This is a genomic window from Uliginosibacterium sp. 31-12 (genome assembly GCF_030548425.1).
Classification (GTDB): Bacteria; Pseudomonadota; Gammaproteobacteria; order Burkholderiales; family Rhodocyclaceae; genus Uliginosibacterium; species Uliginosibacterium aquaticum.
The window spans coordinates 24,195-51,078 of record NZ_JAUOOA010000002.1; the positions used below are offsets into that span (position 1 = coordinate 24,195).

The window sequence follows — 26,884 nt, forward strand, 5'->3', positions numbered from 1 at the left end:
ATGCCTGCAGCCACTGCTCCGCGCCCAAGCCTGCTGCTCGTTGATGACGATCCGCTGATCCGCAGCTCGCTCGCTTACATTCTGGCCACCGATTTCGATCTGTGCATCGCCGAAAACCGCAGCGACGCTCGACAGCAAATCCTTGCCACCGGCAGGCCTCCCGCGCTGGCTCTGCTTGATCTGGGGCTCCCCCCGCACCCGCACCGCGCAGATGAGGGCCTCGCACTGATCGGCGAACTTCTAGCCAGCGACCCCCTGTGCAAGATCATTGTGCTCTCGGGACAGGACGAAGAGGCTCACGCTCGTCATGCCCGCACCCTCGGCGCCCTCGAGTTCATAGCAAAACCCGCCAGCCCGGATCAGTTACGTCAGGCCTTACAACGCGCTTTGCAGCTACGCCGACAAGAAGAGGCTGAACGCCAGCAACCGCTAGCCCTGCAGCGCATTCGGGGTACCCACCCCGCGTTGCAGATTGTGCGCGCAGAGCTGCAACGCAGCGCCACCACACCATTTCCAGTCTTGATCGAAGGCGAATCAGGCACCGGCAAGGAAATCGCCGCACGGGCCCTGCACGAACTGGCTCGCCACCATGACAAACCCTTCGTGGCCCTGAACTGCGCAGCCATCTCGCCCGGCCTGATCGAAGCCACCCTGTTCGGCCATGCACGCGGAGCCTTTACCGGTGCAGTCGGCGCTCAAGCAGGCTTCTTCGAGGAGGCGCGTGAAGGCACACTGTTTCTTGACGAAATCGGTGAGCTACCGCTGGACTTGCAACCCAAGCTTTTACGCGTACTTGAGTCCGGCGAGTACCAGCGTCTTGGCGAAACCCAGCGCCGCCATACCGGCGCCCGGATCGTTGCCGCAACCAATCGCGATCTGCGTGGCGAGGTACGTGCCAGCCGCTTCCGGGCGGATCTTTACCACCGGCTCTCCGTACTGCGTCTGGTCATGCCGCCCTTGCGCAGTCTCGGCGAAGATCGCCTAGCGCTCTTTGAGCACTATGTGCAGGATTACGCCCACCAGTTGCAAGTGCCGCCATGCTCGCTAACGCCTAGCGCCCGCTCGGCCTGGCTTGGCTACGACTTCCCCGGCAATGTACGCGAGCTGCGCAACATCGTCGCGCGCCTGCTCAGCCGCCATGCTGGCCTCGCAGTCAGCGCCACCCAACTCGAAGCCGAGTTCGAATCCTCCCCCGACTGCCTGCCAGCCAGCCCCTCGCCAGCAGTCATGGCAGCCCCAGCTGAACAGGCCGCCCTGCTCGCCCGCCTGCAGGCTTGTGGCTGCGTATCTCTCGATGAAGAGCTGCGCCGCGTGGAAAGCGACTGGATTGCTGCAGCCCTGCAACTGGCCCACGGCAACATGAGCCAGGCCGCACGCCTGCTGGGCCTGAATCGCTCAACCCTCTACAGCCGCATCGATACCCTCGCGCGCCACGCCAGCCAAGCGCCGGCCAACGAATTCTCCAGCCAGGGATAGCCGCCATGTATCGCGAACACTTCGGACTCAGTCACCCGCCTTTCCGGATCACACCGCAAACCGAACACTTCTACACCGGCGCTCAGCGGGGACCACTACTCGAAGCGCTGCTATTCGCAGTCAGCAACGATGAAGGCATTATCCGCGTCAGTGGCGAAGTCGGTACCGGCAAGACCATGCTGTGTCGCATGCTGATCGACCGCCTGCCCACCGACACGCTGGTGATCTACATCGCCAACCCCAGCCTCAGCCCGAGCGAACTGATCGCCACTGTGGCGCATGAACTGCAGGTCGAAGCACAAGAAGGCCACAGCCTGCTGCGCCAGATCGAGCGTCGTCTGATCACGCTATATGCCGAAGGCCGGCGCGTACTCGCCATCATCGACGAAGCGCATGCCATGCCGCGCGAATCCCTAGACCAGGTCCGCCTACTCTCGAACCTCGAAACCAGCACGCGCAAGCTGCTGCAGATCGTGCTCTTCGGCCAGCCCGAACTGGATGCGATCCTGGCCGAACGACCCATGCGCTCTCTGCGCGAACGCATCACCCAGAGTTTTCGCCTGCAGCCACTGGATCGGCAGCAAACCCGTGATTACCTCGATTTCCGCCTGCGTGCCGCGGGCTACCGCGGCCCCGAGCTTTTCGGCGACAAGGTGCTTAACCTGATCGTACATGCCTCGCGAGGCCTCACCCGGCGCATCAACATTCTCGCCGACAAAACCCTGCTGGCGGCCTTCGCCGACAACACCCACACCCTGAACCAACACCACGCCGAAGCCGCCTTGCGCGACGCGGACTACCATGCCCCCATTCCTTGGCAACGCATTAGCCAGATCGGCCTGGTAGCCCTGCTGCTGATCGCCCTGGCAGGCGCCGGCTACCTGTGGCAGCAACGCATGCCAGGCAGCCCGACCACTACACCAGAAGCAAGCGCCTCAACACCGGCAAGCACGCACTCCACGGACAGCAGCGCAGCCAGCACGACGAGCCCGCCAGCCAAGACTGCCACTGCAGCGCTCACCGCCCGTTCCACCCCAGCGGTGGCGCCCATCACGAATACTCCGTCAAACAGCGACTCAAACACTGCCACAGAACGCTTCGCCCCGATTCCGGAACAGCTTGGTGTGCTCGCCCGCGAGCGCCTGCAGGCCTCACGTGCCGACATGCAACAGATCAGTGACAAACAGTGGTTCATCCAGCTGCGCTCGATCCCGGCCTCCAATGCCTCCACGCTGGAGAACTTCATTCCGGCTGCAACCAAAACCATCGACGTGAGCGAACTACGCCTCTACGTCGTCAAGAACGATCCACGCCAGACCATCGGGGTGATCTACGGCAGCTACCCTGATGCCACCGCAGCCCAGAACGCTCTCGCCAACCTGCCGGGCTGGATCCGTGCCGGTGGAGCTTTCGTCCGCCCCTTCAAGTCCCTACGCTGAAAAACATAAAGGCCATCGCAAGGATGGCCTTTATACAAAACGGGGTAGGAATCAACGCTCCAGAGGCGGAGCAGCCAGCAAGGGCGGCGGGGCCAGCGGAGCGGCCTGGGCTTCAGGCACCAGACGGCGCGCACCATTGAAGCGCTTCATCCAGTAACTGCTGTCGATCTCCTCGACGCGCACCACGCCACCTTTTGACGGAGAGTGGAGGAACTTGTTATCCCCCACGTAGATGCCAACGTGCGAAAACGCGCGGCGCATGGTGTTGAAAAACACCAGATCGCCCGGCTTGAGATCCTGAGCGCCAACCTTGTCGCCAATGCGGGCCATTTCAGCCGCCGTCCGGGGCAGATTGAGGCCCAGCGCATCACCAAACACCTTGCGCACCAAGCCGCTGCAATCAAAACCACCCACTTCGGGACCAGTGCCTCCCAAGCGATATTTAATGCCCAGATAACCAAAACCCTTGTCGATCAGGCTGCCAACAGCACCTTGCTCGCCCTGGGCAGCAGGCGCGGCCTCCTGTGCACTGGCCACGGCAGTGACCAGCAGCAGGGACAACACGACAAGACGTTTGGGCAGGTTTCGCATGGACTGGACTATAACCTCAGCAGAAAGAGACTGTAAACCGTGACGGATTTCCGCTGACAGGGAAATCCGCGCCGTAAAACAAGGCCGCCGCTTTGCTCAAAAACAAAGCGGCGGCCCGCATACGCCGGTTTCAGAGGGTTTCAGCCGCGTAATCGGCCAAACGCGAGCGCTCGCCACGCTGCAAGGTAATGTGACCGCTGTGTTCCCAGCCCTTGAAACGATCTACCACGTAGGTCAGGCCTGAACTACCTTCGGTCAGGTAGGGTGTGTCGATCTGCGCAATATTGCCCAAGCAGACAACCTTGGTACCAGGGCCCGCACGCGTGATCAGGGTCTTCATCTGCTTTGAGGTCAGGTTCTGCGCCTCATCGATGATCAGGAATTTGTTCAGGAAGGTGCGCCCGCGCATGAAGTTGAGCGACTTCACCTTGATCCGGGTACGAATCAGGTCGCGCGTGGTTTGCCGCCCCCACTCACCACCATAACCACCATCATCCGGGCTGCCGTTAAGCACTTCGAGGTTATCTTCCAACGCCCCCATCCACGGCGCCATCTTCTCTTCCTCGGTACCGGGCAGGAAGCCGATGTCTTCACCGACTGGCACGGTCACCCGGGTCATGATGATTTCGGCGTAGCGCTTGGTTTCAAGCACCTGAGTCAGGGCTGACGCGAGCGTCAGCAGGGTCTTGCCGGTGCCGGCCTGGCCGAGCAGCGAAACAAAATCGACCTCCGGGTTCATCAGCAGGTTCAAGGCGAAGTTCTGCTCACGATTACGCGCCACGATGCCCCAGACGTTGTTTTTCTGGTGGGTGAAGTCAATCAACGACTCCAGCACCACGACTGGGCCATCCTTCTGCTTCACGATGGCGTACAACGGCTTTTCGCCCTCCTGAAAAACCAGTTCGTTGATGACCAGTTCAGCGCAGAGTGGACCACGGATCTTGTAATAGGTCCGCCCGGCTTCCTTCCAGGAAGACATGTCCTTACCGTGTGTTTCCCAGAAATCCGGCGGCAACTCGCGCATACCGGTGTAGAGGAGATCCGTATCCTCCAGCACCTTGTCGTTGAAATAATCCTGCGCCTCCAGCCCCAGCGCACGGGCCTTGATGCGCATATTGATGTCTTTGGACACCAGGATCACATGGCGATCCTTGCGCTTCTCGGTGAGGTACATGACCACCGCGAGAATCTGGTTATCCGCCTTGGCAGTCGGCACCGAGGCGGGCAACGTGGAGTCGATCGCCTCGGTCTGCAGGTAAAGGCGCCCGGAAGCCTGGCCCCGCGAGGGCTCCTGTAACGGGATGCCCTGCTCGATGTGATGCTCACAGGTCGTGACCACCTCATCCATGGTCCGGCTGGCCTGGCGCGCGTTGCGCGAGACTTCGGACATGCCCTTCTTGTTATTGTCCAGCTCCTCGAGGGTCATCATCGGCACGAAAACATCGTGCTCCTCGAAGCGGTAAAGACTGGTCGGATCGTGCATCAGCACATTGGTGTCGAGAACAAACAGCTTGGTGGTTGGCGGCGTAACTGCTTTTTTACGGGTGGCCATGTCTGCTTTCGAGAGTAGAAGGGAGGGGTCCAGCGGGCGGCAAGCCGCCTAACAACGCTTAAAGAGAGCGAACGAACTCCAGAACTTCCTGCACGTGGCCATCCACCTTCACGCCACGCCATTCACGCGCCAGTTGGCCTGCCGCGTCGAATACGAAGGTGCTGCGCTCGATACCGCGCACCTGCTTGCCATACATATTCTTCATCTTGATCACGCCAAAGGCTTCGCAAAGCTTTTCGTCTGCATCCGAGAGCAGCTCGAACGGGAACTCAAACTTGCACTTGAAACCATCGTGGGACTTCACGCTGTCGCGCGAAACACCGAACACCGCCGCACCGACTGCTGCGAACTCGGTATGCAGACGTGCGAAGTCGATGCCTTCGGTGGTGCAGCCAGGCGTGTTGTCCTTGGGGTAGAAATACACAACGATCTTTTGGCCGGCCAGGGCGGCCAGTGATACTGACGCTCCGCCGGTTGCCGGCAGGCTGATATCGGGGGCAGACAGACTCATGTTTTTATGTGCTCCGCTGATGAGGAAATCGAGCATTCAGGTGCAGCGTATCGGCATTTTCAGCCCCTCGCAACAGCCCGGCCGGCCTGCTTCGCAAGCCCTTGATTACTCAGGCGGCGACTTCCAGGATCAAGGCTGCGGCCACTCGCCGCCCCTCGCTGGCGAGCAGGTTGTAGGTGCGGCAGGCCGCCCCGGTATCCATGATTTCAAAACCGATACGCGCCTCAATCAGCGGGCGCAACACGGCCGGCGCGGGGAAGCGCTGACGCACTCCGGTGCCGATCAGCAGTACAGCGGGCTGCAGCGCACAGGCTGCAGCCAGGCTCGCGGCATCCAACGCAGCAAAACCGGCAACGGGCCAGGCCTGCACCCCATCGGGCGTGATCAACAGGCTGTGCGACCAGGCTACGCCCTGCACGGTAATGGATTGAGGGTCGTGGGCGTCGACAAGAAAGATGCCGCTGGCGGCTTCGCGATTAAGCTTCATGGAAACAAGTGTATCGGCAGGAATACCGGGCCATTCCGGCGGGCCGCGCCCCTTCGGGGATTGGCAGGGATTCGCTATCATAGAGGGTTCAAGGGGCAGTTGCCCCGCCTACCGGAGCTCCGATCATGAAACACGGCCACACCCTGCACGTCGCGACCAACGAAACCCCCGGGGCTTCGGAAGCCGCCGCCCGTGCCGTGGCCCGCTCAATCGCCAAGTCCGACAAGCTCGCCAACGTCTGCTATGAAATCCGTGGCCCGGTACTGGAGCGCGCGCGCCAGATGGAGGAAGAAGGCCATCGCATTATCAAGCTGAACACCGGCAATCCGGCGGCTTTCGGCTTCGAAGCACCCGAGGAAATCACCCAGGACATGATCCGCAACATGGGCAATGCGGCGGGCTATGTTGACTCCAAGGGGATCTTCCCGGCACGCAAGGCGATCATGCATTACACGCAGGAGAAGAAGATTGCCAATGTGCATGTCGACGACATCTACATCGGCAATGGCGCCTCCGAACTGATCGTGATGGCCATGCAGGCACTCCTGAACAACGACGATGAAGTGCTGGTGCCCGCACCGGATTACCCGCTGTGGACCGCCGCCGTAAATCTCTCCGGCGGCAAGGCCCGCCATTACCTGTGCGATCCAGACAACGGCTGGCTGCCCGCGATTGACGACATCAAGGCCAAGATCACCAAGCGCACCAAAGCCATCGTCGTAATCAACCCTAACAACCCGACCGGCGCCGTCTATCCGGACGATGTGCTGCGCGAAATCATAGAACTCGCCCGTCAGCACAACCTGATCGTCTGCTCCGACGAGATCTACGACAAGGTGCTCTACGACGGCGTGACGCACACCTCGATGGCCTCACTGGCCGATGACGTGCTGTTCCTCACCTTCAACGGTCTCTCCAAGAACTATCGCGCCTGCGGTTACCGCGCCGGCTGGATGATCGTTTCCGGCGACAAGCGCAACGCTGCCGACTACATCGAAGGCCTGAACATCCTCGCAACGATGCGCCTGTGTGCCAACGTGCCGGCCCAGTTCGGCATCCAGACTGCACTGGGCGGCTATCAGTCGATCAATGATCTGGTCAAACCCACCGGCCGCTTGACCCGTCAGCGCGACATCGCTTACGAGGCGCTCAGTGCCATGCCCGGTGTTTCCGTTGTCAAGCCCAAGGGCGCGTTGTACATGTTCCCGCGCTTTGACCCGAAGATGTACCCGATCTTGGACGACCAGCAGTTCGTGCTCGAAATGCTCGAGGCCGAACGCGTGTTGATGGTGCAGGGCACTGGTTTCAACTGGGCAACGCCGGATCGGATCCGTGTAGTCTTTCTGCCGAACTCGGACGACCTGACCGAAGTGATGGCTCGCATTGCCCGCTTCCTCGACGGCTATCGCAAGCGTCACGGTCGCTGAACTGCATGACCGGGCACGCGCCGCTGTATCTCGTGAATGTCTGCGACGACGCCGGAGAGGTGACAGAACCTATCTGGCTCGCCCGCGCGGAAAGCATCCATCGTCAACTACGCCCGGCCCTGCCTGCTGATTACGCCGCCAAGATGCGGCGCGTATTTGCCGGCGGGGCACGCATGACCCTGGCCACACGTGGCGAAGCCGTTTGCGGCCTGGCGGTATGGCGCTGGCACGAGAACACCTTCGACGGCATCAAGTTTTACATCGATGATCTGGTCACCGATGCAGCACTACGCTCCCAAGGCGTGGGAAAATCCCTCATTGCCCAGCTTGAAATGGAAGCGCAGCAGCGCGGCGCCGAGGCGCTGGTGCTGGACTCCGGCACGCAGCGCCAGCAAGCGCACCGCTTCTATTTTCGCGAAGGCTTCGTAATCACCTCGTTCAACTTCAAGAAACAGCGCGTATGAAACCGATGAATGTAGGCCTGCTGGGCATTGGCACCGTAGGCGGCGGCACCTGGACTGTCCTCTCCCGTAACGCGGAGGAAATCACCCGTCGCGCCGGCCGCCCGATCCGCATCACCGCCGTGGCTGACCGCAACACGGAGCTCGCTGCAAAAGTCACCGGCGGTGCCGCGCGTGTCACGGCCGACGCCTTCGAATTGGTCCGCGATTCTGAAATCGATATCGTCGTCGAGCTGATCGGCGGCTACACCATCGCTAAAGATCTGGTCCTTGCCGCCATCGAGAACGGCAAACACGTCGTCACCGCCAACAAGGCCCTGCTCGCCGTGCATGGCAAGGAGATCTTTGCCGCCGCACAGGCCAAAGGAGTCACCGTCGCCTTCGAAGCTGCCGTTGCCGGTGGCATCCCGATCATCAAGGCGCTGCGCGAAGGCCTCTCGGCCAACCGCATCGAGTGGATCGCCGGCATCATCAACGGCACCACCAACTTCATCCTCTCCGAGATGCGCGACAAGGGCCTCCCCTTCGCCGACGTGCTCAAGGAGGCGCAAGCGCTGGGCTACGCCGAAGCCGATCCGACCTTCGACATCGAAGGAGTGGACGCGGCGCACAAGATCACATTGATGTCCGCCATGGCTTTCGGCATCCCGGTGCAGTTTGACAAGGCTTACATTGAGGGCATCACCAAGCTCGAAGCCACCGACATCAAATATGCCGAACAGCTCGGCTACCGCATCAAGCTACTGGGCATCGCGCGTCGTCGTGACGCCGGCATCGAGCTGCGCGTGCACCCGACCCTGATCCCTGCCAAGCGCCTGATTGCCAACGTGGAAGGCGCGATGAACGCCGTGCTAGTGCAGGCCGACGCCGTGGGCGCCACGCTGTACTACGGCAAGGGTGCCGGCGCCGAGCCGACCGCCTCAGCGGTGATCGCAGACCTCGTGGATGTCACCCGCCTGGCTACCGCCAGCGTCGAGCACCGCGTGCCGGCACTGGCCTTCCAGGCCGACCAGCTGGTCGACCTGCCCATCCTGCCGATCGAAGAAGTCCAGACCGCCTACTACCTGCGCATGCGGGTAGAGGACAAGACCGGCGTGCTCGCCGACATCACCCGCATCCTCGCAGACGGCAAGATCTCCATCGACGCCATGCTGCAGAAGGAACCGGGCGAAGGCGAATCACAGACCGACATCATCCTGCTGACCCATGTCGCTGTTGAAGGTCAAGTCAATGCAGCGATTGCGCGCATTGAAGATCTCGCCACTGTCGTCGGCAAGGTCACCAAGATCCGTCTGGAAGAACTCAACTAAGCTCACAGCCGGGCGCCAAGGCGCCCGGGCACGGGAATCCTGCAATCATGCAATACCTCTCCACCCGCGGCCAGTCGCCGCAACTCGGCTTCTCCGACATTTTGCTCGGCGGCCTGATGCAGGACGGCGGCCTGTCGCTGCCGGCCGAATATCCGCAGATCACCGACGCCGAGCTCAGCGCCATGCGTGGAATGAGCTACGCGGAGCTGGCCTTCACGATCCTGTCGAAGTTCGCCACCGACATTCCGGCCGAAGACCTGCGCGCGCTGACCGCCAAGACCTACACGGAGCAGGTCTACTGCAACGGCCGCCCGGATTCGGACGCCAAGCAGATCACGCCGCTGCGCAAGCTGGAGAACAACCTCTACCTGCAGGAGCTCTCAAACGGCCCGACGCTCGCCTTCAAGGACATGGCGATGCAGCTCCTGGGCAATCTGTTCGAGTACGTGCTGGCCAAGCGCGGTGAGGAGATCAACATCCTCGGAGCGACCTCGGGCGACACCGGCTCGGCGGCCGAATACGCGATGCGCGGCAAGCAAGGCGTGCGCGTCTTCATGCTCTCGCCGCGCGAGAATATGAGCGCCTTCCAGCGCGCCCAGATGTATTCGCTGCAGGACGCCAATATCTTCAACATCGCCGTGCGCGGCATGTTCGATGATGCGCAGGACATCGTCAAAGCCGTCTCCAATGACCTGGACTTCAAGGCGCAGTACAAGATCGGCGCGGTGAATTCGATCAACTGGGGCCGCGTCGCCGCGCAGATCATTTACTACTTCAAGGGCTATCTGGCCGCCACCACCAGCAACGATCACGAAGTTAATTTTGCCGTGCCCTCGGGCAACTTCGGCAACATCTGCGCCGGCCACATCGCGCGCATGATGGGCCTGCCGATCCGCAAGCTGATCCTCGCCACTAACGAAAACAACGTGCTGGACGAGTTCTTCCGCACCGGCGCCTACAAGCCGCGCAAGACCGCCGACGTGAAGGTCACGAGCAGCCCGTCGATGGACATTTCCAAGGCTTCTAACTTCGAGCGCTTCGTGTTCGATCTGGTCGGCCGCGACCCGAAGGTGGTGGCCGAGTTGTGGAAGGCCGTCGATTCCGGCGGCTACTTCGACCTCTCCGCCACGCCCTACTGGACACGCATGGAAGAGTTCGGTTTCGTCTCCGGCGCCAGCAGCCATGCCGACCGCCTCGCCACGATCCGCCGCGTGCACAAGGACTACGGCCTGATGATCGACACCCACACGGCCGACGGCATCAAGGTGGCGCTGGAACACCGCGATGCAGACATCCCGACCATCGTGCTGGAAACCGCACTGCCCGCGAAATTCGAAGAGACCATCATCGAAGCCTTGGGCGAGAAACCCTGGCGTCCGGCCAGCATGCAGAACATCGAAGCCCTGCCGCAGCGCGTGGAAGAAATGCCTGTTGATGTGCAGACGGTTAAAGACTTCGTCGTGCAGCACACGCGCTGAGCGTTACCGGCACCTGTCACGAAGGGTCGCTGTGGCGGCCCTTTTTTGTGGTCCCCGACCCTAAACAATTCGGATCACCACAAACAAAAAGGGCCGCGATTTCGCGGCCCTTTTCTTTGATACCGCGCCCTGACGGACGCCAATATCAGTGTTCGCCCAGCACGGAAACCGTAACCGGAACCACCACGTCGGTGTGCAGAGCCACTTCAATCGCGTGGTCGCCCACGAGCTTGATGGCGCCGTTCGGCAGGCGAACGCCAGCCTTCTCGACCGGGTGACCCAGTGCCACCAGCGCTTCAGCGATATCGCCAGTGCTGACGGAACCGAACAGACGACCATCCACACCGGCCTTGCGGACGATCTGAACGGTCACGCCTTCCACCTTGGCGGCGGCGGCTTGAGCACCTGCCAGCTTTTCAGCGGCAATCTTTTCCAGTTCGGCACGGCGAGCTTCGAACTCAGCCAGGCTGGCAGTAGTCGCGCGCTTGGCACGGCCGCTCGGGATCAGGAAGTTACGAGCGTAACCTTCCTTCACGTTGACGACATCGCCCAGGTTGCCGAGGTTGACGACTTTTTCAAGCAGAATGATTTGCATCGTGAGTCCCCCGGGTTACTGGTGCAGGTCGGTGTAAGGCAGCAGCGCCAGGAAACGGGCGCGCTTGATCGCGGTCGACAGCTGACGCTGGTAGCCGGACTTGGTGCCGGTGATGCGTGCCGGCATGATCTTGCCGTGCTCGGTCACGAAATCCTTCAGGATTTCGGTGTCCTTGTAATCGATCTCTTCAATCTTTTCAGCGGAGAAACGGCAGAACTTGCGACGCTTGAACAAGCCACCGCCGCGATTGCCACCCTTCTTTTCGTCCTTCTTGGGCCTGAATGCCATGATTAATTTCCTTCCAACAATTCAAATGTTCTGATGTGCAGTACCGGAGCCCGGTTTCGGGCGCTCTTGGCAGCGAGAAAGCCTTCAATGGCGAGTCTGCTACCCGGTGCTACCACTTCGATCTGCTGTGCTGCGGGGCCGACAGCCCTGAGACTGAGTTCGCAGGAGACTTCACGTTCCGCACCGGCTTCCATCTGCCGGCTCTGATGTTCGATGCGTAATTCCAGCACCGGCACCCGGGCAGGCGTCCATCGCATAGCTTCTTTTGCGACCAGGACTCCGGAGATACGAACCGTGTTCTCTCCACTCACTCCGCTCAGGCTTCCGGTTGGGCAGCCTCGGGCTTGGCTTCTTCAGCGGCAGCCGGGGTCAGCGAACGGGACTTCTCTTCCTTCATCATCGGCGAAGGAGTCGTAACAGCCTTCTTCATCTTGATGGTGAGGTGACGCAGCACGGCGTCGTTGAACTTGAACGCGTGCTCAATTTCGTCGAGGGTCGGCTGATCCACTTCGATGTTCATCAGAACATAGTGAGCCTTGTGGATCTTCTGGATCGGGTAAGCCAGCTGACGGCGGCCCCAGTCTTCCAGACGATGGATCTGTCCATTGCGCGAAGCCACGACGGACTTGTAGCGCTCGATCATTGCGGGCACCTGCTCGCTCTGATCCGGATGGACGATGAAAACAATTTCGTAGTGTCGCATGCGGACTCCTTACGGGTTGAAAACAGCTCCCCGGCATGCGTACCGGTGGAGCAAGGGAACCCGCAATACTAGTGCAAAAAGGCGCCCAGAGCAAGCGAACCGGTCATTTCGCCCACAACGCCCAAAGACCATACTGAAAGGAGGCCTCAAGCGGCTTTCCATACGCAACCGTTCTTGCGTAATACTTCGCTCATAACACTGAAAACAGCCCTGCCCCAACATGCTCAAGATACTCGTCATCGACGAAATTCAGGAACGCGCCCTGGAGATCTGCGAGGGTCTGACCCGCGCCGGCCATATGGTCGCTGCGGTACTGCCTGATGCAATCGAACTCCACGACCGGGTGCAGCAGCTGCAGCCCGACGTAGTACTGATCAATACCGAATCTCCCAGCCGTGACACGCTGGAGAACCTCGCCGTGCTGGACCGCAAGATGCCACGCCCGGTGCTGATGTTTGCCGAAGACGATGCGGACGACGTCATTCGCCAGGCCATGCGTGCCGGCGTCTCTTCCTATGTAGTGGATGGCCTAGCCCCCGAGCGCCTGCAAAGCCTGCTCAAGGTTGCCACCCTGCGTTTCGAGGAATACCTGGCCTTGCGCCAGGAGCGCGATGAAGCCCAGCGCAAGCTCTCCGAACGCACCCTGGTCGATCGCGCCAAGGGCATCCTCATGAAATCCCGCAACATGAGCGAAGACGAGGCCTATCACGCCCTGAGGAAGCTGGCGATGGAACGCGGCCGCAAGATCGGCGAAGTGGCAGAGCAGATCATCTCAGCAGCAGACCTGCTGCTCGGCTGACCCCACGCCCTGCCGTCCCTGCCCCACGACAGGCAAGACGGGGCCGCCCTGCACCAGGAAAAAGCCGTAGCACAAGCACTTCGCACAAACCATTTCATAAAAATGGTTTTTTGATTCGGATCAAACTGGTGCCTGAGCGCCATTCCGGCACATTCACAGTGCGTCATTTTTCCTGCCAGGCCACTCTCAAGAAGCGCTCCATAAACATCGAGGCCTTGTAGCGCAAGGATTTCAGGAATCTGGCACGCCCCATGCTAACTCTCCATTGAAGTCGAGCCAAAGATGGCTTGCATGGACAACGGCGTCCAGCCCTTCTGCCAATTCGGCAGCAAGGAGCTGTGGCGCCGTTTTTCTTTTGGTGCCCTTCCAATTACCCCGGAGAGAGAATCATGACGGAGAAATACGATGCCAACCTCAGCCGACGCAGCTTCCTCAAGCAAGGTGCTGCCGTGAGCAGCGCTGCCGCCGTGGCCGCCAGCGGCCTGCTTCCCGCCACCAGCGCGTGGGCCGCAGGCAGCGACAAGCCGGAGCTCACTGAAGTCAATATCGGCTTCATTCCGCTGACCGACTGCTCCTCGGTAGTAATGGCAAGCGTGATGGGCTTCGACAAGAAATACGGCATCAAGATCAATCCGACCAAGGAAGCCTCTTGGGCTGGCGTGCGCGACAAGCTGGTCAACGGCGAACTGCACGCAGCGCACGTCCTCTACGGCCTGATCTACGGTGTGCATCTGGGCATCGGCGGCCCGAAGAAAGACATGGCCAACCTGATGACCCTTAACAACAATGGTCAGGCCATCTCGCTCTCGAACGAAATGCGCGACAAAGGCGCTATCGACGGACCTTCGCTGGCCAAGCTGATTGCCAAGAAGGACAAGGAATACACCTTCGCCCAGACCTTCCCGACCGGCACCCATGCCATGTGGCTCTACTACTGGCTGGCCGCCAATGGCATCAATCCTATGAAGGACGTGAAGACCATCGTTGTGCCTCCTCCGCAAATGGTGGCCAACATGCGCGTGGGCAACATGGATGGCTTTTGCGTGGGCGAACCCTGGAACCAGCGCGCCATCATCGACAAGATCGGCTTTACCGCCACCACGACACAAGACATCTGGACTGATCACCCAGAGAAGATCCTCGGCACCACGGCCGAATTCGTGCAGAAATACCCAAACACGGCCCGTGCCATGATCTGCGCGATTCTCGAAGCCTCGATGTGGATCGACACCAGTGCTGCCAACCGCAGCAAGACTGCCGAAACCATCTCAGCCAAGGCTTACGTCAACACAGACACCGACGTAATCCGTAGCCGCATGATCGGCCAGTATGAAAACGGCCTCGGCAAGACCTGGTCGGAGAAGAACTACATGAAGTTCTACAACGACGGCACGGTGAACTTCCCCTACCTCTCCGATGGCATGTGGTTCCTCACCCAGCACAAGCGCTGGGGCTTGCTCAAGGGAGACGTGGATTACCTGGGCGTGGCCAAGAAGATCAACCAGATCGAGCTCTACAAGCAGGCCGCTGCCATCGTCAAAGCGCCGATCCCGAAGTCCGACATGCGCAGCTCGAAACTCATCGACGGCGTGGTGTGGGACGGCAAGGATCCAAAGAAGTATGCCGAGAGTTTCAAGATCAAGGCCTGACAACCGGGCATTCTGAATCCAGTCAACGGGCGGGGCCCCAGCCCCGCCCGATCAGGAGTAACGATCATGAGTGCAGCCAGCCTGAGCCTTACCGCCAACAGCAGCAACCCGGCGCCCGCAGCCGAGCCCACAAGCCCCGCCAGGACGACAGAGAATCACATGACCAGTGCAGCCCCCGCCACCATCGCCGCGAGCAAGCCGGCGCCTAAAAACTACGCCGAGCCGATCGGCCGCGCCTTGCGCGCCCTCCTCCCTCCGATCCTGGGCTTCGCCTTGCTGGTCGGCATCTGGGCCATCGTCTCGATGAAGAATAAAGGCATACCGACACCGGAAGTCGTCTGGCATGCCGCCGTCACCCTGTTCTCCGATCCCTTTTACAGCAACGGCCCGAATGACCAGGGCATCGGCTGGAACATCCTGTCCTCGCTCAAGCGCGTTGCAATCGGGTTTGGCTTTGCCGCCGCCGTCGGCATCCCGCTGGGCTTCATGATCGGCCGCTTCAAGTTCCTCAGCGCCGCGCTGGATCCGATCATCTCGCTGCTGCGCCCGGTGTCCCCATTGGCCTGGTTGCCAATCGGCCTGCTGGTGTTCAAGAAGGCCGACCCGGCCGCCACCTGGACCATCTTCATCTGTTCCATCTGGCCGATGATCCTCAACACCGCTCAAGGCGTACAGCGCGTACCGCAGGACTATCTCAACGTGGCCCGGGTCCTGAACCTCTCTGAATGGAAGGTCATCACCAAGATTCTCTTCCCTTCTGTTCTGCCCTATATGCTGACCGGCATCCGCCTCTCGATCGGTACGGCCTGGCTGGTCATCGTGGCCGCTGAAATGCTCACCGGCGGCGTTGGCATCGGCTTCTGGGTGTGGGACGAATGGAACAACCTGAAGGTCGAGCACATCATCATCGCCATCTTCGTGATCGGTCTGGTCGGTCTGCTACTTGAACAGTTGCTGATCCAGATCGCCAAGAAATTCAGCTACGACAGCAACAGCTGAGGAGAACCGTCATGAAATCACTGGTACAGATTGAAAACGTCGGCATGAGCTTCGAAACCAAGAAAGGCTCTTTCGTCGCCCTGCGTGACATCAACCTGCAGATCAACGAAGGCGAAGTAGTCTCGCTGATCGGGCACTCGGGCTGCGGCAAATCCACACTGCTGAACCTGATCGCCGGCCTCACCCTGCCCACCGATGGAGCGCTCATCTGTGGCGGACGCGAAATCGCCGGCCCCGGCCCGGAGCGCGCCGTAGTGTTCCAGAACCATTCGCTGCTGCCCTGGCTGACCTGCTTCGAGAACGTGTATCTCGGTGTGGAGCGTGTCTTTGGTCAGAAGGAAGGCAAAGCCAAACTCAAGGCCCGCACAATGGCCGCCATCGAAATGGTGCACATGGCGCATGCAGCAGACAAACACCCCGGCGAGATCTCCGGCGGCATGAAGCAGCGCATCGGCATTGCCCGCGCCTTCGCCATGGAACCCAAGATCCTGCTGATGGACGAGCCCTTCGGTGCACTCGATGCGCTGACCCGCGCCGCCCTGCAGGACGAGCTGATCGGTGTAATGCAGAAAACCGGCGCCACCGTAGTGATGGTGACCCACGACGTGGATGAAGCTGTGCTGCTGTCCGACCGAGTGGTGATGCTCACCAACGGCCCGGCCGCCACCATCGGCGAGATCCTCGAAGTGAATCTGGCCAAACCACGCAATCGCCTGACGCTCGCCAACGACGCGGAGTACACCCGCTGCCGGGCAGCGATCATCGAGTTCCTGTACCAGAAGCAAGTCCGGAAAGCCGCCTGATCCTCCTCCAGCAGTTGTTTGAGCGCCCGTCGGCCTGCAAGCCGGCGGGCGTTTTGTTGTTCAGCCCCTCGGACGCCCGCTCAAGCCTCAAGACAGGGCAGCGCACGCCCACAAACGGGGCACCCCCAGGCATTCAAGGCCTTTTCAGCGCCCCAGACGGCCAATCAAATCCAATCAAATCAGTCTCTTGTGAAAAATGGCCCGGGACCTGCTTAAAACCCTCCACCAAGCACCAAGCCCCGTAAAAAGCCGGGGCGTGCAATTGCACGACAAAGACGTCGCGCAGTACAGGATCAACGGCGATCTCTGGTAGCTGAATTTCAAGCCAACCCACAGAGAAAAGCAGATCCATGGACAAGCAATCCTTTCTCAAGGCCGGCCATACGCCGACCCTGCTCGCCGCCTTCCTGTATTTCGACCTCGCCTTCATGGTCTGGGTGCTGCTCGGCCCGCTGGCCGTACAGATCGCCGTGGATCTGCAACTGAGCGCCGCCCAGAAAGGCCTCATGGTCGCCACACCCCTGCTCGCCGGCGCGCTACTGCGCCTGGTGATGGGCGTACTGGTCGACCAGATCCAACCCAAGAAGGCCGGCCTGATCGGCCAGCTGATCATTCTCGGCGCACTGTGCTGTGCCTGGTATTTCGGCATCCATAGCTACACCCAGATCCTGGTGCTGGCTATCTTCCTCGGCGTGGCCGGCGCATCGTTTGCCGTGGCCCTGCCGCTGGCCTCGCGCTGGTATCCGCCGGAGCATCAGGGCACCGCCATGGGCATTGCTGGTGCCGGCAACTCCGGCACCGTGCTGGCCGCCCTGTTCGCCCCGGGCCTGGCCATGGCCGTAGGCTGGAACAATGTCTTCGGCCTCGTCCTGATCCCGCTCGGCATCGTCTTCGTCATCTACTGCGCAATCGCCAAGGATGCCCCCAACAGCCCACCGCCCAAGCGCCTCGCCGACTATGCCAAAGTACTGACTGATCGCGACGCTTGGTGGTTCATGTTCTTCTACTCGGTGACCTTTGGTGGCTTCTCAGGGCTTGCCAGCTCACTGGTCATCTTCTTCAACGGCGAATATGGCCTGGACCCCAAGACTGCTGGCTACTTCGCTGCGGCCTGTGTGTTTGCCGGCAGCGTGTCGCGCGCCATGGGCGGCAATTTTGCCGACCGCATTGGCGGCATCAAGATGCTCACCGGCGTCTATATCGTGGCCGCGATCTTCCTTGCCATCGTGAGCGCCGGCATCAGCAACGTCTGGCTCGCCGCTGGCGTGATCTCGATTGCCATGCTCGCACTGGGCATGGGCAACGGCGCAGTATTCCAGCTCCTGCCGCAACGCTTCCGCAAGGACATCGGCGTCATGACCGGGCTCGTGGGCATGGCCGGCGGCATCGGCGGTTTCTACCTCGCCTCCAGCCTCGGCTACGCCAAGCAGCACACCGGCAGCTACCAGATGGGGCTCTTGATCTTCATCGGTCTCGCGGTGGCTGCATTGCTGGGCCTCACCGGCGTAAAGACCCGCTGGCGCACCACCTGGGGCGCAGCGGTGGCGGCAAAGATCTAGAAACCTGATAGTGGGGAGTGTGAAGTCGGGCGTGGGATAAAGTCACGTTTCCCCACACTTCCACCTCCCACCGCCACTTCCCACTCCCCCATGCCTCTTACCGTCACCCTCGGTCACGCCTCGCTGACTGGCCCGCGCGCCCGCAACGAGGATTTCGTCGGCGCCGTCACGCCAGAAGGGGCCGAGCTCGACAACAAAGGCCTGCTCGGAGTGGTCGCGGACGGCGTGGGCGGCCACGCTAACGGGCGCGAAGCCGCCGAGTTCACCGTCCGCAGCCTGCTCAGCGATTACTACGCCACGCCGGATACCTGGGCCGTGCCTCAGGCGCTGGACAAGGTGATCGGCGCGGCTAACCGCTGGCTGGTATCACAGTCAGCCCGTCGCAGCGAAACGGCTGGCATGGCCACCACGCTCTCGGCGGTGGTTCTACGAGGCCGGCGCTGGATCACGGCGCATGTAGGCGACTCGCGCATCTATCTGCTGCGTGAAGGGCAATTGCGCCGCCTGACCCAGGATCACGTGTGGGAGCACCCGGAACTGAAGACCGTGCTGTCCCGCGCGGTTGGCCTCGACAAGCATCTGTCCATCGACTTCGGCGAAGGCGAGCTGAATGAGGGCGACTGCTTCATTCTGCTGAGCGACGGGGTGTGGGGCACGCTGCGCGATGCACGCATCCAGAGCCTCATCGAAAGCCATCCGGACGCTCAGGAAGCCGCTTTCGCACTGGCCGACGGGGCGGTCGACAGTGGTGCGCAGGACAACTGCACGGCCCTGGTGATTCGTGTCAGCGAATTGCCGCGCGACACCCTGCGCGATTCGCTGGCCCGCCTGCGCGAGTTGCCGCTGCCGCCGCGCCTCAAACCGGGGCAAAGCCTGGACGGGCTGGAGGTGCTTGATGTGCTGCACGACTCGCGCATCACCCTGCTCTACCGTGTGCGCATGCCCGCCGGCGGTATCGCCGTGCTCAAGACCCTACATGCCAGCGCCGACCTGGAGGATGCCGCCGCACTCGCCCACGAGGAGTGGATTGCCCGCCGGGTCACCGATGCAGCCTTCCCGCAGGTGATCCCGTGGCCCTCGCGCAGCCACCTGTACTACCTGATGAGCTGGCACGAAGGGGAGAGCCTCAAACAGCGCCTCACCCGCGGCCACCGCTTCAATGCGGCCGAAGTGGCCGAGACGGGAGAGCGCCTACTCAAGGGGCTGGCCACTCTGCATCGGCTGGCCATCGTGCATCGCGATATCAAGCCGGACAATCTGCACCTGGGTGCCGATGGGCGCCTGCGTATCCTCGATCTAGGCGTGGCAGCCGCCGATGGCCAGCACGAAGGCGAACGCTTCGGCGAGATCAACAATCCCGGCACCCCTTCCTACATGGCGCCGGAGCTCTTCCAGCAAGGTGCCGAGCGCCCGCGCGCCAACGAATCCAGCGATCTGTACGCCGTTGGCGTCACGCTCTACGAACTCGCCACCCGCAAGTATCCGTATGGCGAGATCGAACCCTTCCAGCATCCGCGCTTTGGCGACCCGGTGCCGCCCACACGTTACCGGCCGGACCTGCCGGAATGGCTCGAATCGGTGTTGCTGAAAGCCGTGGCACGCGAACCGGAGCGCCGCTTCGAAACCGCCGAAGAATTCCTGCTGGCCCTTCAGCGCGGCGCCCATCGCCCGCTCGCCGTGCCACGCCAGCGTCCGCTGCTGGAGCGCGACCCGCACGCGCTGCTGAAGCTCGTGTGCGCCCTGTCGCTGATCGCCAACCTGCTCCTGCTGCTCCTGTTCCTGAGCAAATAAAGAGTGCGGCGCCATGCTTCAAGAACGTGCATCCTCGCCCTCCGCGAGTGCATCGAAGGCCTGATAAAAACACTATAAAAACAACCCAACCCTTGAATTTCAATGAGTTAAAAAGTCTGGCACAACGCGTGCTTTGATTTGGATCAATATCGAGCACCAAGTACGGCTGGGCAATCCTGCCGTACGCAACCGGCCAGCAACGAAGCTGTCCGGACAGGGTCAAGGGCGATCTCTGGTGTAGCTGAAGATTTATGAACAGGACGTATGTCAAGACGTCCTCAGCTTTCAACAGAGGGAACCGCATGGAAAAGCTCAAGCTCGTCATGGTTGGCAATGGCATGGCCGGTGTGCGCACGCTCGAGGAGCTGCGCAAGATCGCTCCGGACATGTACGACATCACTGTCTTCGGCGCCGAACCTCATCCCAATTACAACCGCATCATGCTGTCGCCGGTGCTCGCCGGCGAGATGACCATCCAGGACATCATTCTCAACGACTGGAACTGGTACAAAGACAACGGCATTACCCTGCAGACCGGCAAGAAGATCATCAAGATCGATCGCAAGGCACGCAAGGTTTTCGCTGAGGACGGGACAGAAGCCGAATACGATCGCCTGCTGCTGGCCACCGGCTCGAATCCCTTCATCCTCCCGGTGCCGGGCAAGGATCTGCCGGGCGTGATCGCCTACCGCGACATCGCCGATACCGACGCGATGATCGATGCCGCCGCCCAGTACAAGCACGCAGTGGTGATCGGCGCCGGCCTGCTCGGCCTGGAAGCCGCCAACGGCCTGATCCTGCGCGGCATGAGCGTCACCGTGGTGCACATCGGCGAGTGGATCATGGAACGCCAACTCGACAAGACCGCGGCCAACATGATGCAGAAGGAGCTCGAGGCCCGCGGCATGCAGTTCCGCCTCGGCGCCCACACCGCCGAACTGGTGCAGGGCGAAAGTGGCCGCGTCTGCGCACTCAAGCTCAAGAGCGGCGAAACCCTGCCGGCCGATCTGGTGGTGATGGCTGCCGGTATCCGCCCCAACACCGCGCTGGCCGAATCGGCCGGCATTCACTGCAACCGCGGCATCGTGGTCAATGACACGATGCAAACCTACGATCCGCGCGTGTATGCCGTGGGCGAGTGCGCCAACCACCGTGGCATCGCCTACGGTCTGGTCGCGCCGCTGTTCGAGCAGGCCAAGGTCGCCGCCAACCACATTGCCCAGTTCGGCATCGGCCGCTATCAGGGTTCGGTCACCTCCACCAAGCTCAAGGTCACCGGCATCGACGTGTTCTCGGCCGGCGACTTCTCCGGCGGCGAAGGCACTGAGGACATCGTGCTCTCCGACCCGGCGGCGGGCGTTTACAAACGCGTGGTGGTGAAGGACGACAAGATCGTCGGCGCTGTGGCCTATGGCGACACTGCTGACGGCTCCTGGTACTTCCAGATGCTCAAGGACGGCCAGAACATCGCCGACATCCGCGATCACCTGCTGTTCGGCAAGAGCCACCTCGGCGACGCGGGGCACAAGGGCCAGAACCAGGCCGCCAGCCTGCCCGACACCGCCGAGATCTGCGGCTGCAACGGCGTGTGCAAGGGCACCATCGTCAAGGCCATCAAGGAACAGGGCCTGTTCACGCTCGATGATGTAAGGAAGCACACGAAGGCCTCCAGCTCCTGCGGCTCCTGTACCGGGCTCGTGGAGCAGATCATCGCCTCCACCGTGGGCGGCGCCTACACCCCGGCGGACTCCACCAGCAAGCCGGTGTGCGGCTGTACCGATCACTCGCATGGCGAAGTACGCAAGGCCATCCGCGATCAGCACCTGACCAGCATCCCGGCCGTGATGCACGCGCTGGCCTGGAAGACGCCCAATGGCTGCGCCTCCTGTCGTCCGGCACTGAACTACTACCTGATTTCCACCTGGCCGCACGAGGCAAAAGATGACGCGCAAAGCCGCTTCATCAACGAGCGCGCCCACGCCAACATCCAGAAGGATGGCACCTACTCGGTGGTGCCACGCATGCTAGGCGGCCTCACCACGCCCGACGAGCTGCGCGCCATCGCCGATGCAGCGGACAAGTACGCCGTACCCACGGTGAAGGTCACCGGCGGCCAGCGCATCGATCTGCTCGGCGTGAAGAAGGATGACCTGCCCAAGATCTGGGCGGATCTGTCGAAAGCCGGCATGGTCTCCGGCCACGCCTATGGCAAGAGCATCCGCACGGTGAAGACCTGTGTGGGCGCCGAGCACTGCCGCTTCGGCACCCAGCGCTCGATGGACATGGGCGTCAAGCTCGAGAAGATGCTCTTCGGCATGTGGTCGCCCCACAAGGTCAAGCTCGCCGTCTCCGGCTGCCCGCGCAACTGCGCCGAGGCCGGTATCAAGGACGTCGGCGTGATCGGTGTGGATTCCGGCTACGAGCTGTATGTAGCCGGCAACGGCGGCATCAAGACCGAAGTCGCCGAGTTCTTCTGCAAGGTGAAGACCGACGAGGAAGTCATGGAGTACTCCGGCGCCTTCCTCCAGCTCTACCGCGAAGAAGGTTTCTACCTGGAGCGCACGGTGCACTACGTGCAGCGCGTCGGCCTGGAGTACGTGAAGGGCAAGATCGTCGAGAACGCCGCACTGCGCCGCGAACTCTACGAGCGCCTGCTCTACGCGCTGCAGGACTACACCGACCCCTGGCTCGAACGCAGCACTCTGGCCAACAAGGGCACGCTGCGCGCGGCTTTTGAGGACTTCACGGCCTGAACTCTGTAGGTGCGGCTTCAGCCGCACATCGCCGACTGAAGTCGGCCCTAAGGAGTTCCCTGCACATCTGACAGGAGAAACATCATGAGCGAATGGGAAACCGATTTCGGTTTTGACGACGAAGAGACACATTCGTGAGCTGCGCGCAGGGCGTAGAAAACCCCTGCCCCAACTCACGACGCCTGACTCACTACTCCCGAGAGAACAACCATGTCCGACTGGAAAAAAATCTGCGCCCTCACCGACATCCCGCAACTCGGCTCGCGCGTCGTAAAGACTGCCAAGCACGGTGACATCGCCATCTTCCGCACCTCGGAAGACGAGGTCTTCGCCGTGCATGACAAGTGCCCGCACAAACAAGGTCCGCTCTCGCAAGGCATCGTGCACGGCAAGCAGGTCACCTGCCCGCTCCACAGCTGGAAGATCAACCTCGACAGCGGCGAAGCCCAGGCACCCGATGTGGGCTGCACCAAGTCCTTCGCCGCCAAGCTCGAAGCCGGCGAGGTGTGGCTGTCGGTTTGATTGGTCGGGCGCAACAAGCGAAGCGGATTGCGCCCAAAGCCCCTGCACAGAGATCGAGGAAAACAACATGAACAGCAGCCTCAACCCCACCAGGCGTCGTGTGCTCTTCGCACTTGGCGCCCTTCCCCTGGCAGCCCGTGCGCTGGCTGCCCCCCAGAAGCCCGCAGAGATCGGCATGCTGGAGGCCATCAACCAAGCCGGTCGCCAGCGCATGCTGTCGCAACGCATGGCCAAGCTCTATGCCCAGCAACTGCGCGGCGTGCGCGAAGCCGATGCACGCGGTCTGCTGGCTGATTCGATGGCCTTGTTCGACAAGCAGCTGCAGACCCTGCGCGAGTTCGCCGCCAGGAAAAATGCGCCGGAACTGATCCAGACCTACGAGCAACTGGCCACCCGCTGGCTGGACTACCGGCGCGTGGTCGGCACACCGGCCAGCAATGACGGCCTCAAGACCGTCGCCGCACTCAACGAGCAGGTGCTGGCGCTGGCCAACCAGGGCACGCTGCAGCTTGAAGCCTTGCACGGCGGCTCGCTCGGCAAGCTGGTGAACATCGCCGGACGCCAGCGCATGCTGTCCCAACGCATGTCCAAGTTCTACTTCTTCAGCGTGACCGGCGTGAATACGCCCGAAGTGAGCAAGGGCCTCGACGCGGCACGCAAGGAATTCGTGGCCGCTATGCAGACCCTCAAGATGGCGCCGGAGAACACCAAGGACACCGAATCCTGGATCAAGCTCGCCGAAACTCAGTGGATGTTCTTCGACGACGCCCTGCGCGGCAATGCCAAGCAGCACGAGCAGGCCTATCTTGAAAACAACGTGGCCGTGAGCTCGGAGAACATCCTCCAGGTCATGGACAAGCTGACCGGCCTCTACGCAACCCTGAGCTGAACCGAGCAAACATGGCTGAAACCAAGGCTACCTGCCCCTACTGCGGCGTCGGCTGCGGCGTCATCATCCAGCATGATGGCGCCCGCGTGATCGAAGTGCGTGGCGACCCGGATCACCCGGCCAACTTCGGCCGCCTGTGCTCCAAGGGTTCGACCCTGCACTTCACCGCCCGTCCGGAAACCCGCCTGATCTTTCCCGAGCTGCGTCAGGGCCGCGCCGAGCCGCGCGCCCGGGTAGGCTGGGATCAGGCGCTGGATACGGCGGCGGACAGGTTCGCCAGCGTGATCGCCGAGCACGGCCCGGACGCTGTCGGTTTCTACCTCTCGGGCCAGCTGCTGACCGAGGATTACTACGTCTTCAACAAGCTCGCCAAGGGTCTGATTGCCACCAACAACGTCGACACCAACTCGCGCCTGTGCATGAGCAGCGCGGTGGCCGCCTACAAACAGACACTGGGCGCCGACGCACCGCCCTGTGCGTATGAAGACTTCGATCACACCGACTGCCTGCTGATCGCCGGTGCCAACCCGGCCTTTGCCCACCCGATTGCCTTCCGCCGCATCGAAGCCGCCAAGGCCGCCCGGCCCGGCATGAAGATCATCGTGGTGGACCCGCGCCGCACTGACACTGCCGCAAGCGCCGACCTGCATCTGGCGATTCTGCCAGGCACCGACATTTGGCTGTTCAACGCCATGCTCCACGTGCTGCTGTGGGAAGGCTATGTGAACATGCCGTGGGTGCGCGAGCACACCGAAGGTTTCGGAGCCCTGCGTGAAGCTGTGCGCGAAGCCACCCCGGCCACCGCCGCGCAGATCTGCGGCGTGAATGAAGCGGACATCATCACCGCCGCCAAGTGGTGGGGCGAAGCTCAGGCCCCGCTCTCCCTGTGGTGCATGGGCCTGAATCAATCGCATCACGGCACCCACAACGGCACCGCGCTGATCGCCCTGTCACTCGCCGTTGGCAAGATCGGCACACCCGGCTGCGGCCCCTTCTCGCTCACCGGCCAGCCCAACGCCATGGGCGGACGCGAAGTCGGCGGCCTCTCCAATCTGCTCTCGGCCCACCGCGATCTGGCCAACCCGACGCATCGCGCCGAGGTCGCCGCGCTGTGGGGCATCGACTCAGTACCGGAGAAACCCGGTCTGTCCGCCGTCGAGCTCTTCGAAGCAGTGCGCGAAGGCAAGGTCAAAGCCCTGTGGATCGCCTGCACCAACCCGGCCCACTCGATGCCGCAACAGGCCCTGATCCGCGAGGCGCTGGAGAAGTGCGAATTCGTGGTGCTGCAGGAAGCCTATGCCAACACCGAAACCGCAGCCTACGCCGACCTGCTCCTGCCGGCCCTGACCTGGGCCGAGAAGGAAGGCACGGTCACCAACACCGAGCGCCGCATCACCCATGTGAATGCCGCCATTCCCGGCCCAGGCGAAACCCGCGCAGACTGGGCCATCGCGCGCGACTTCGCGCTCTGCCTCGGCGCGAAGCTCGGCCGTAAGGACGTGCATCGTCTCTTCGCCTACCCCAACGCCGAATCCGTCTTCCTGGAGCATGCCGAATCCACCCGGGGCCGCGATCTGGACATCACCGGCCTCTCCTACGCCGTGCTCGACGAACTCGGTCCGCAGCAATGGCCCTTCCCGGCCGGCGCCTCGGAAGGCCGCACCCGCCTGTATGCCGATGGCAAATTCGAGACCGAGTCCGGCAAAGCGAAATTCGTCGTGCCGGCCACCACACTGACTTCTGAGGCCATCGACGCTCGCTATCCGCTGCGCCTCACCACCGGCCGCCTGCGTGATCAGTGGCACGGCATGAGCCGTACCGGCAAGGCCGCCCGCCTCTACGCCCATGTCGACGAGCCACGCATCGAACTCAACAAGGCTGACATCGAACGCCGCGGCCTGCGCGATGGCGATCTGGTCAGCGTGAAGAGCCGGCGCGGCAAAGTGGTGCTGCGCGCCTATGCCACCGAAGAGATCAAGCCGGGCCACGCCTTCATCGCCATGCACTGGGGGCGCAATCTGCTCTCCTCCTCAGGCGCCAACGAACTCACGCTCAACACCGTCGACCCCTTTTCCAAGCAACCCGAGCTCAAGCATGCAGCGGTGCAGATCGAAAAGGTCGATCTGCCACACCAGGCCCTGCTGATGAGAAGCGCCGTATATGCCGACGCTGCCAACGGCCTCGCCCTGGAACGCGCTGCTGCGCTGTCACATTGGCTCCCCAAGTTCGACTACGCCGCCATCTCGCTGGCTGGACGCGACTTTCCCTCGGTGGTGCTGCGCATCGCCCACAGCGAACCGATCCCGACCGAATGGCTGGAGCAGCTCGACGCCCTGATGGATCTGCAGGGCGATCAATGCATGGCCTATGCCGATGCGCGCCGCGGCGTGAGCAAGAAGGCCATGGTCGAGGAAGGCATCCTCACCGGCCTGCGCCTCACCGGCGAAACCGCCGCTGCGGGCTGGCTCAAGGAACTGATGATCGAGCGCGCCCCGACCGATACCGTGCGCCGCTGGCTCTTCGCTCCCTTGCCCAAGCCGCCCGGCCCCGGCAACAGCCGCGGACGCATTGTGTGCAACTGCCTCAACGTATCCGAGAACGAAATCAAGGTTGCAGTGGCCGCTGGCGCCGATCTGGCCAAGCTGCAGGAAGGGCTCAAGTGCGGCACCTCCTGTGGCTCCTGCGTGCCGGAGTTGAAGCGCCTGATCGCGGAAGGCAGCAAGGCCATCGTCTGACGCCGGGCTCAAGTCATCAAAAGGGGGAGACCTGAACCAGCGCCCCCCCCCCTTTTTTTTCTCATCT

Annotated in this window: 25 protein-coding genes; 16 read left to right on the top strand and 9 right to left on the bottom strand. The window is 61.9% G+C overall.

Annotation, left to right across the window (positions count from 1 at the left end; genetic code table 11):
- Both Q3Y64_RS05360 and Q3Y64_RS05365 read left to right on the top strand, forming a co-directional pair.
- Entirely contained in the window at window positions 1-1,476 is a 1,476-nt protein-coding gene (locus Q3Y64_RS05360) for a sigma-54 dependent transcriptional regulator (RefSeq protein WP_303560392.1), read from the top strand.
- A gap of 5 nt (window positions 1,477-1,481) precedes the next feature.
- Window positions 1,482-2,915 (top strand): ExeA family protein, encoded by a 1,434-nt coding sequence (locus Q3Y64_RS05365; protein ID WP_303560393.1) that lies wholly within the window; start codon window positions 1,482-1,484, stop codon window positions 2,913-2,915.
- Between the two features lie 51 nt (window positions 2,916-2,966).
- Here the strand turns inward: Q3Y64_RS05365 and Q3Y64_RS05370 are convergent, their stop codons facing one another.
- The 4 genes from Q3Y64_RS05370 to Q3Y64_RS05385 form a co-directional block, all read right to left on the bottom strand.
- The gene (locus Q3Y64_RS05370) at window positions 2,967-3,506 is read right to left on the bottom strand and encodes a C40 family peptidase (protein WP_101941236.1); all 540 of its coding nucleotides are present in this window, start codon (window positions 3,504-3,506) and stop codon (window positions 2,967-2,969) included.
- A 130-nt stretch (window positions 3,507-3,636) separates the two neighbouring features.
- Complete coding sequence (locus Q3Y64_RS05375; RefSeq protein WP_101941237.1) at window positions 3,637-5,058, bottom strand: PhoH family protein; 1,422 nt, start codon at window positions 5,056-5,058, stop codon at window positions 3,637-3,639.
- A 58-nt stretch (window positions 5,059-5,116) separates the two neighbouring features.
- Window positions 5,117-5,569, bottom strand: a complete 453-nt coding sequence (locus Q3Y64_RS05380; RefSeq protein WP_303560394.1) for a peroxiredoxin — start codon at window positions 5,567-5,569, stop codon at window positions 5,117-5,119.
- A gap of 109 nt (window positions 5,570-5,678) precedes the next feature.
- On the bottom strand, window positions 5,679-6,056 hold the full coding sequence (locus Q3Y64_RS05385; protein ID WP_101941238.1) for an Mth938-like domain-containing protein: 378 nt from the start codon (window positions 6,054-6,056) through the stop codon (window positions 5,679-5,681).
- Window positions 6,057-6,181: 125 nt separating this feature from the next.
- Between Q3Y64_RS05385 and Q3Y64_RS05390 the strand changes: the two genes are divergently transcribed.
- From Q3Y64_RS05390 to thrC, 4 genes are read left to right on the top strand one after another with little or no spacing between them, the layout of a single operon-like run.
- Entirely contained in the window at window positions 6,182-7,483 is a 1,302-nt protein-coding gene (locus Q3Y64_RS05390; protein WP_303560395.1) for a pyridoxal phosphate-dependent aminotransferase, read from the top strand.
- A 5-nt stretch (window positions 7,484-7,488) separates the two neighbouring features.
- Complete coding sequence (locus Q3Y64_RS05395) at window positions 7,489-7,947, top strand: N-acetyltransferase (protein WP_303560396.1); 459 nt, start codon at window positions 7,489-7,491, stop codon at window positions 7,945-7,947.
- Entirely contained in the window at window positions 7,944-9,254 is a 1,311-nt protein-coding gene (locus Q3Y64_RS05400; protein ID WP_303560397.1) for a homoserine dehydrogenase, read from the top strand. The genes Q3Y64_RS05395 and Q3Y64_RS05400 overlap by 4 nt, the downstream gene beginning before the upstream one ends.
- Window positions 9,255-9,301: 47 nt before the next feature.
- The gene (thrC, locus tag Q3Y64_RS05405; RefSeq protein WP_303560398.1) at window positions 9,302-10,732 is read left to right on the top strand and encodes a threonine synthase; all 1,431 of its coding nucleotides are present in this window, start codon (window positions 9,302-9,304) and stop codon (window positions 10,730-10,732) included.
- Window positions 10,733-10,877: 145 nt separating this feature from the next.
- Here the strand turns inward: thrC and rplI are convergent, their stop codons facing one another.
- The 4 genes from rplI to rpsF are packed head-to-tail and all read right to left on the bottom strand — an operon-like array spanning window position 10,878 to window position 12,318.
- Window positions 10,878-11,327, bottom strand: coding sequence for a 50S ribosomal protein L9 (rplI, locus tag Q3Y64_RS05410; RefSeq protein WP_101941243.1), 450 nt, complete (start codon window positions 11,325-11,327; stop codon window positions 10,878-10,880).
- 15 nt (window positions 11,328-11,342) lie between these two features.
- Window positions 11,343-11,615 (bottom strand): 30S ribosomal protein S18, encoded by a 273-nt coding sequence (rpsR, locus tag Q3Y64_RS05415; RefSeq protein ID WP_101941244.1) that lies wholly within the window; start codon window positions 11,613-11,615, stop codon window positions 11,343-11,345.
- Window positions 11,616-11,617: 2 nt separating this feature from the next.
- Window positions 11,618-11,926, bottom strand: coding sequence for a primosomal replication protein N (priB, locus tag Q3Y64_RS05420; RefSeq protein WP_254048191.1), 309 nt, complete (start codon window positions 11,924-11,926; stop codon window positions 11,618-11,620).
- A 5-nt stretch (window positions 11,927-11,931) separates the two neighbouring features.
- Window positions 11,932-12,318 (bottom strand): 30S ribosomal protein S6, encoded by a 387-nt coding sequence (rpsF, locus tag Q3Y64_RS05425; RefSeq protein WP_101941246.1) that lies wholly within the window; start codon window positions 12,316-12,318, stop codon window positions 11,932-11,934.
- A 220-nt stretch (window positions 12,319-12,538) separates the two neighbouring features.
- Here rpsF and Q3Y64_RS05430 point away from each other — a divergent pair, with 220 nt between their 5' ends.
- From Q3Y64_RS05430 to Q3Y64_RS05445, 4 genes are all read left to right on the top strand, one after another.
- On the top strand, window positions 12,539-13,117 hold the full coding sequence (locus tag Q3Y64_RS05430) for an ANTAR domain-containing response regulator (RefSeq protein ID WP_101941247.1): 579 nt from the start codon (window positions 12,539-12,541) through the stop codon (window positions 13,115-13,117).
- Window positions 13,118-13,506: 389 nt separating this feature from the next.
- Window positions 13,507-14,766: a CmpA/NrtA family ABC transporter substrate-binding protein gene (locus Q3Y64_RS05435; RefSeq protein WP_303560399.1), complete on the top strand. Its 1,260-nt coding sequence runs from the start codon at window positions 13,507-13,509 to the stop codon at window positions 14,764-14,766.
- A 66-nt stretch (window positions 14,767-14,832) separates the two neighbouring features.
- Entirely contained in the window at window positions 14,833-15,765 is a 933-nt protein-coding gene (gene ntrB, locus Q3Y64_RS05440; RefSeq protein ID WP_101941249.1) for a nitrate ABC transporter permease, read from the top strand.
- A gap of 11 nt (window positions 15,766-15,776) precedes the next feature.
- A complete protein-coding gene (locus tag Q3Y64_RS05445; protein WP_101941250.1) occupies window positions 15,777-16,568 on the top strand; it encodes an ABC transporter ATP-binding protein in 792 nt (263 codons plus the stop codon).
- A gap of 133 nt (window positions 16,569-16,701) precedes the next feature.
- On the opposite strand, the gene Q3Y64_RS05450 is transcribed toward Q3Y64_RS05445, so the two are convergent.
- Entirely contained in the window at window positions 16,702-16,920 is a 219-nt protein-coding gene (locus tag Q3Y64_RS05450) for a hypothetical protein (RefSeq protein ID WP_303560400.1), read from the bottom strand.
- Here Q3Y64_RS05450 and Q3Y64_RS05455 point away from each other — a divergent pair.
- The 6 genes from Q3Y64_RS05455 to Q3Y64_RS05480 all read left to right on the top strand — a co-directional run bounded on the left by Q3Y64_RS05455 (window position 16,919) and on the right by Q3Y64_RS05480 (window position 26,817).
- The gene (locus Q3Y64_RS05455; RefSeq protein ID WP_101941252.1) at window positions 16,919-18,127 is read left to right on the top strand and encodes a NarK/NasA family nitrate transporter; all 1,209 of its coding nucleotides are present in this window, start codon (window positions 16,919-16,921) and stop codon (window positions 18,125-18,127) included. The genes Q3Y64_RS05450 and Q3Y64_RS05455 overlap by 2 nt on opposite strands.
- Before the next feature lie 90 nt (window positions 18,128-18,217).
- Window positions 18,218-19,918 carry a bifunctional protein-serine/threonine kinase/phosphatase gene (locus Q3Y64_RS05460; protein WP_303560401.1) on the top strand — a complete coding sequence of 567 codons (1,701 nt, stop codon included), beginning with the start codon at window positions 18,218-18,220 and terminating at the stop codon, window positions 19,916-19,918.
- Window positions 19,919-20,220: 302 nt separating this feature from the next.
- Complete coding sequence (gene nirB / locus Q3Y64_RS05465; RefSeq protein WP_303560402.1) at window positions 20,221-22,671, top strand: nitrite reductase large subunit NirB; 2,451 nt, start codon at window positions 20,221-20,223, stop codon at window positions 22,669-22,671.
- A gap of 210 nt (window positions 22,672-22,881) precedes the next feature.
- Window positions 22,882-23,193, top strand: a complete 312-nt coding sequence (gene nirD / locus Q3Y64_RS05470; RefSeq protein WP_101941255.1) for a nitrite reductase small subunit NirD — start codon at window positions 22,882-22,884, stop codon at window positions 23,191-23,193.
- Between the two features lie 67 nt (window positions 23,194-23,260).
- Window positions 23,261-24,082 carry a type IV pili methyl-accepting chemotaxis transducer N-terminal domain-containing protein gene (locus Q3Y64_RS05475; protein ID WP_303560403.1) on the top strand — a complete coding sequence of 274 codons (822 nt, stop codon included), beginning with the start codon at window positions 23,261-23,263 and terminating at the stop codon, window positions 24,080-24,082.
- Window positions 24,083-24,093: 11 nt separating this feature from the next.
- On the top strand, window positions 24,094-26,817 hold the full coding sequence (locus Q3Y64_RS05480) for a nitrate reductase (RefSeq protein WP_303560404.1): 2,724 nt from the start codon (window positions 24,094-24,096) through the stop codon (window positions 26,815-26,817).
- Window positions 26,818-26,884 lie beyond the last annotated feature (67 nt).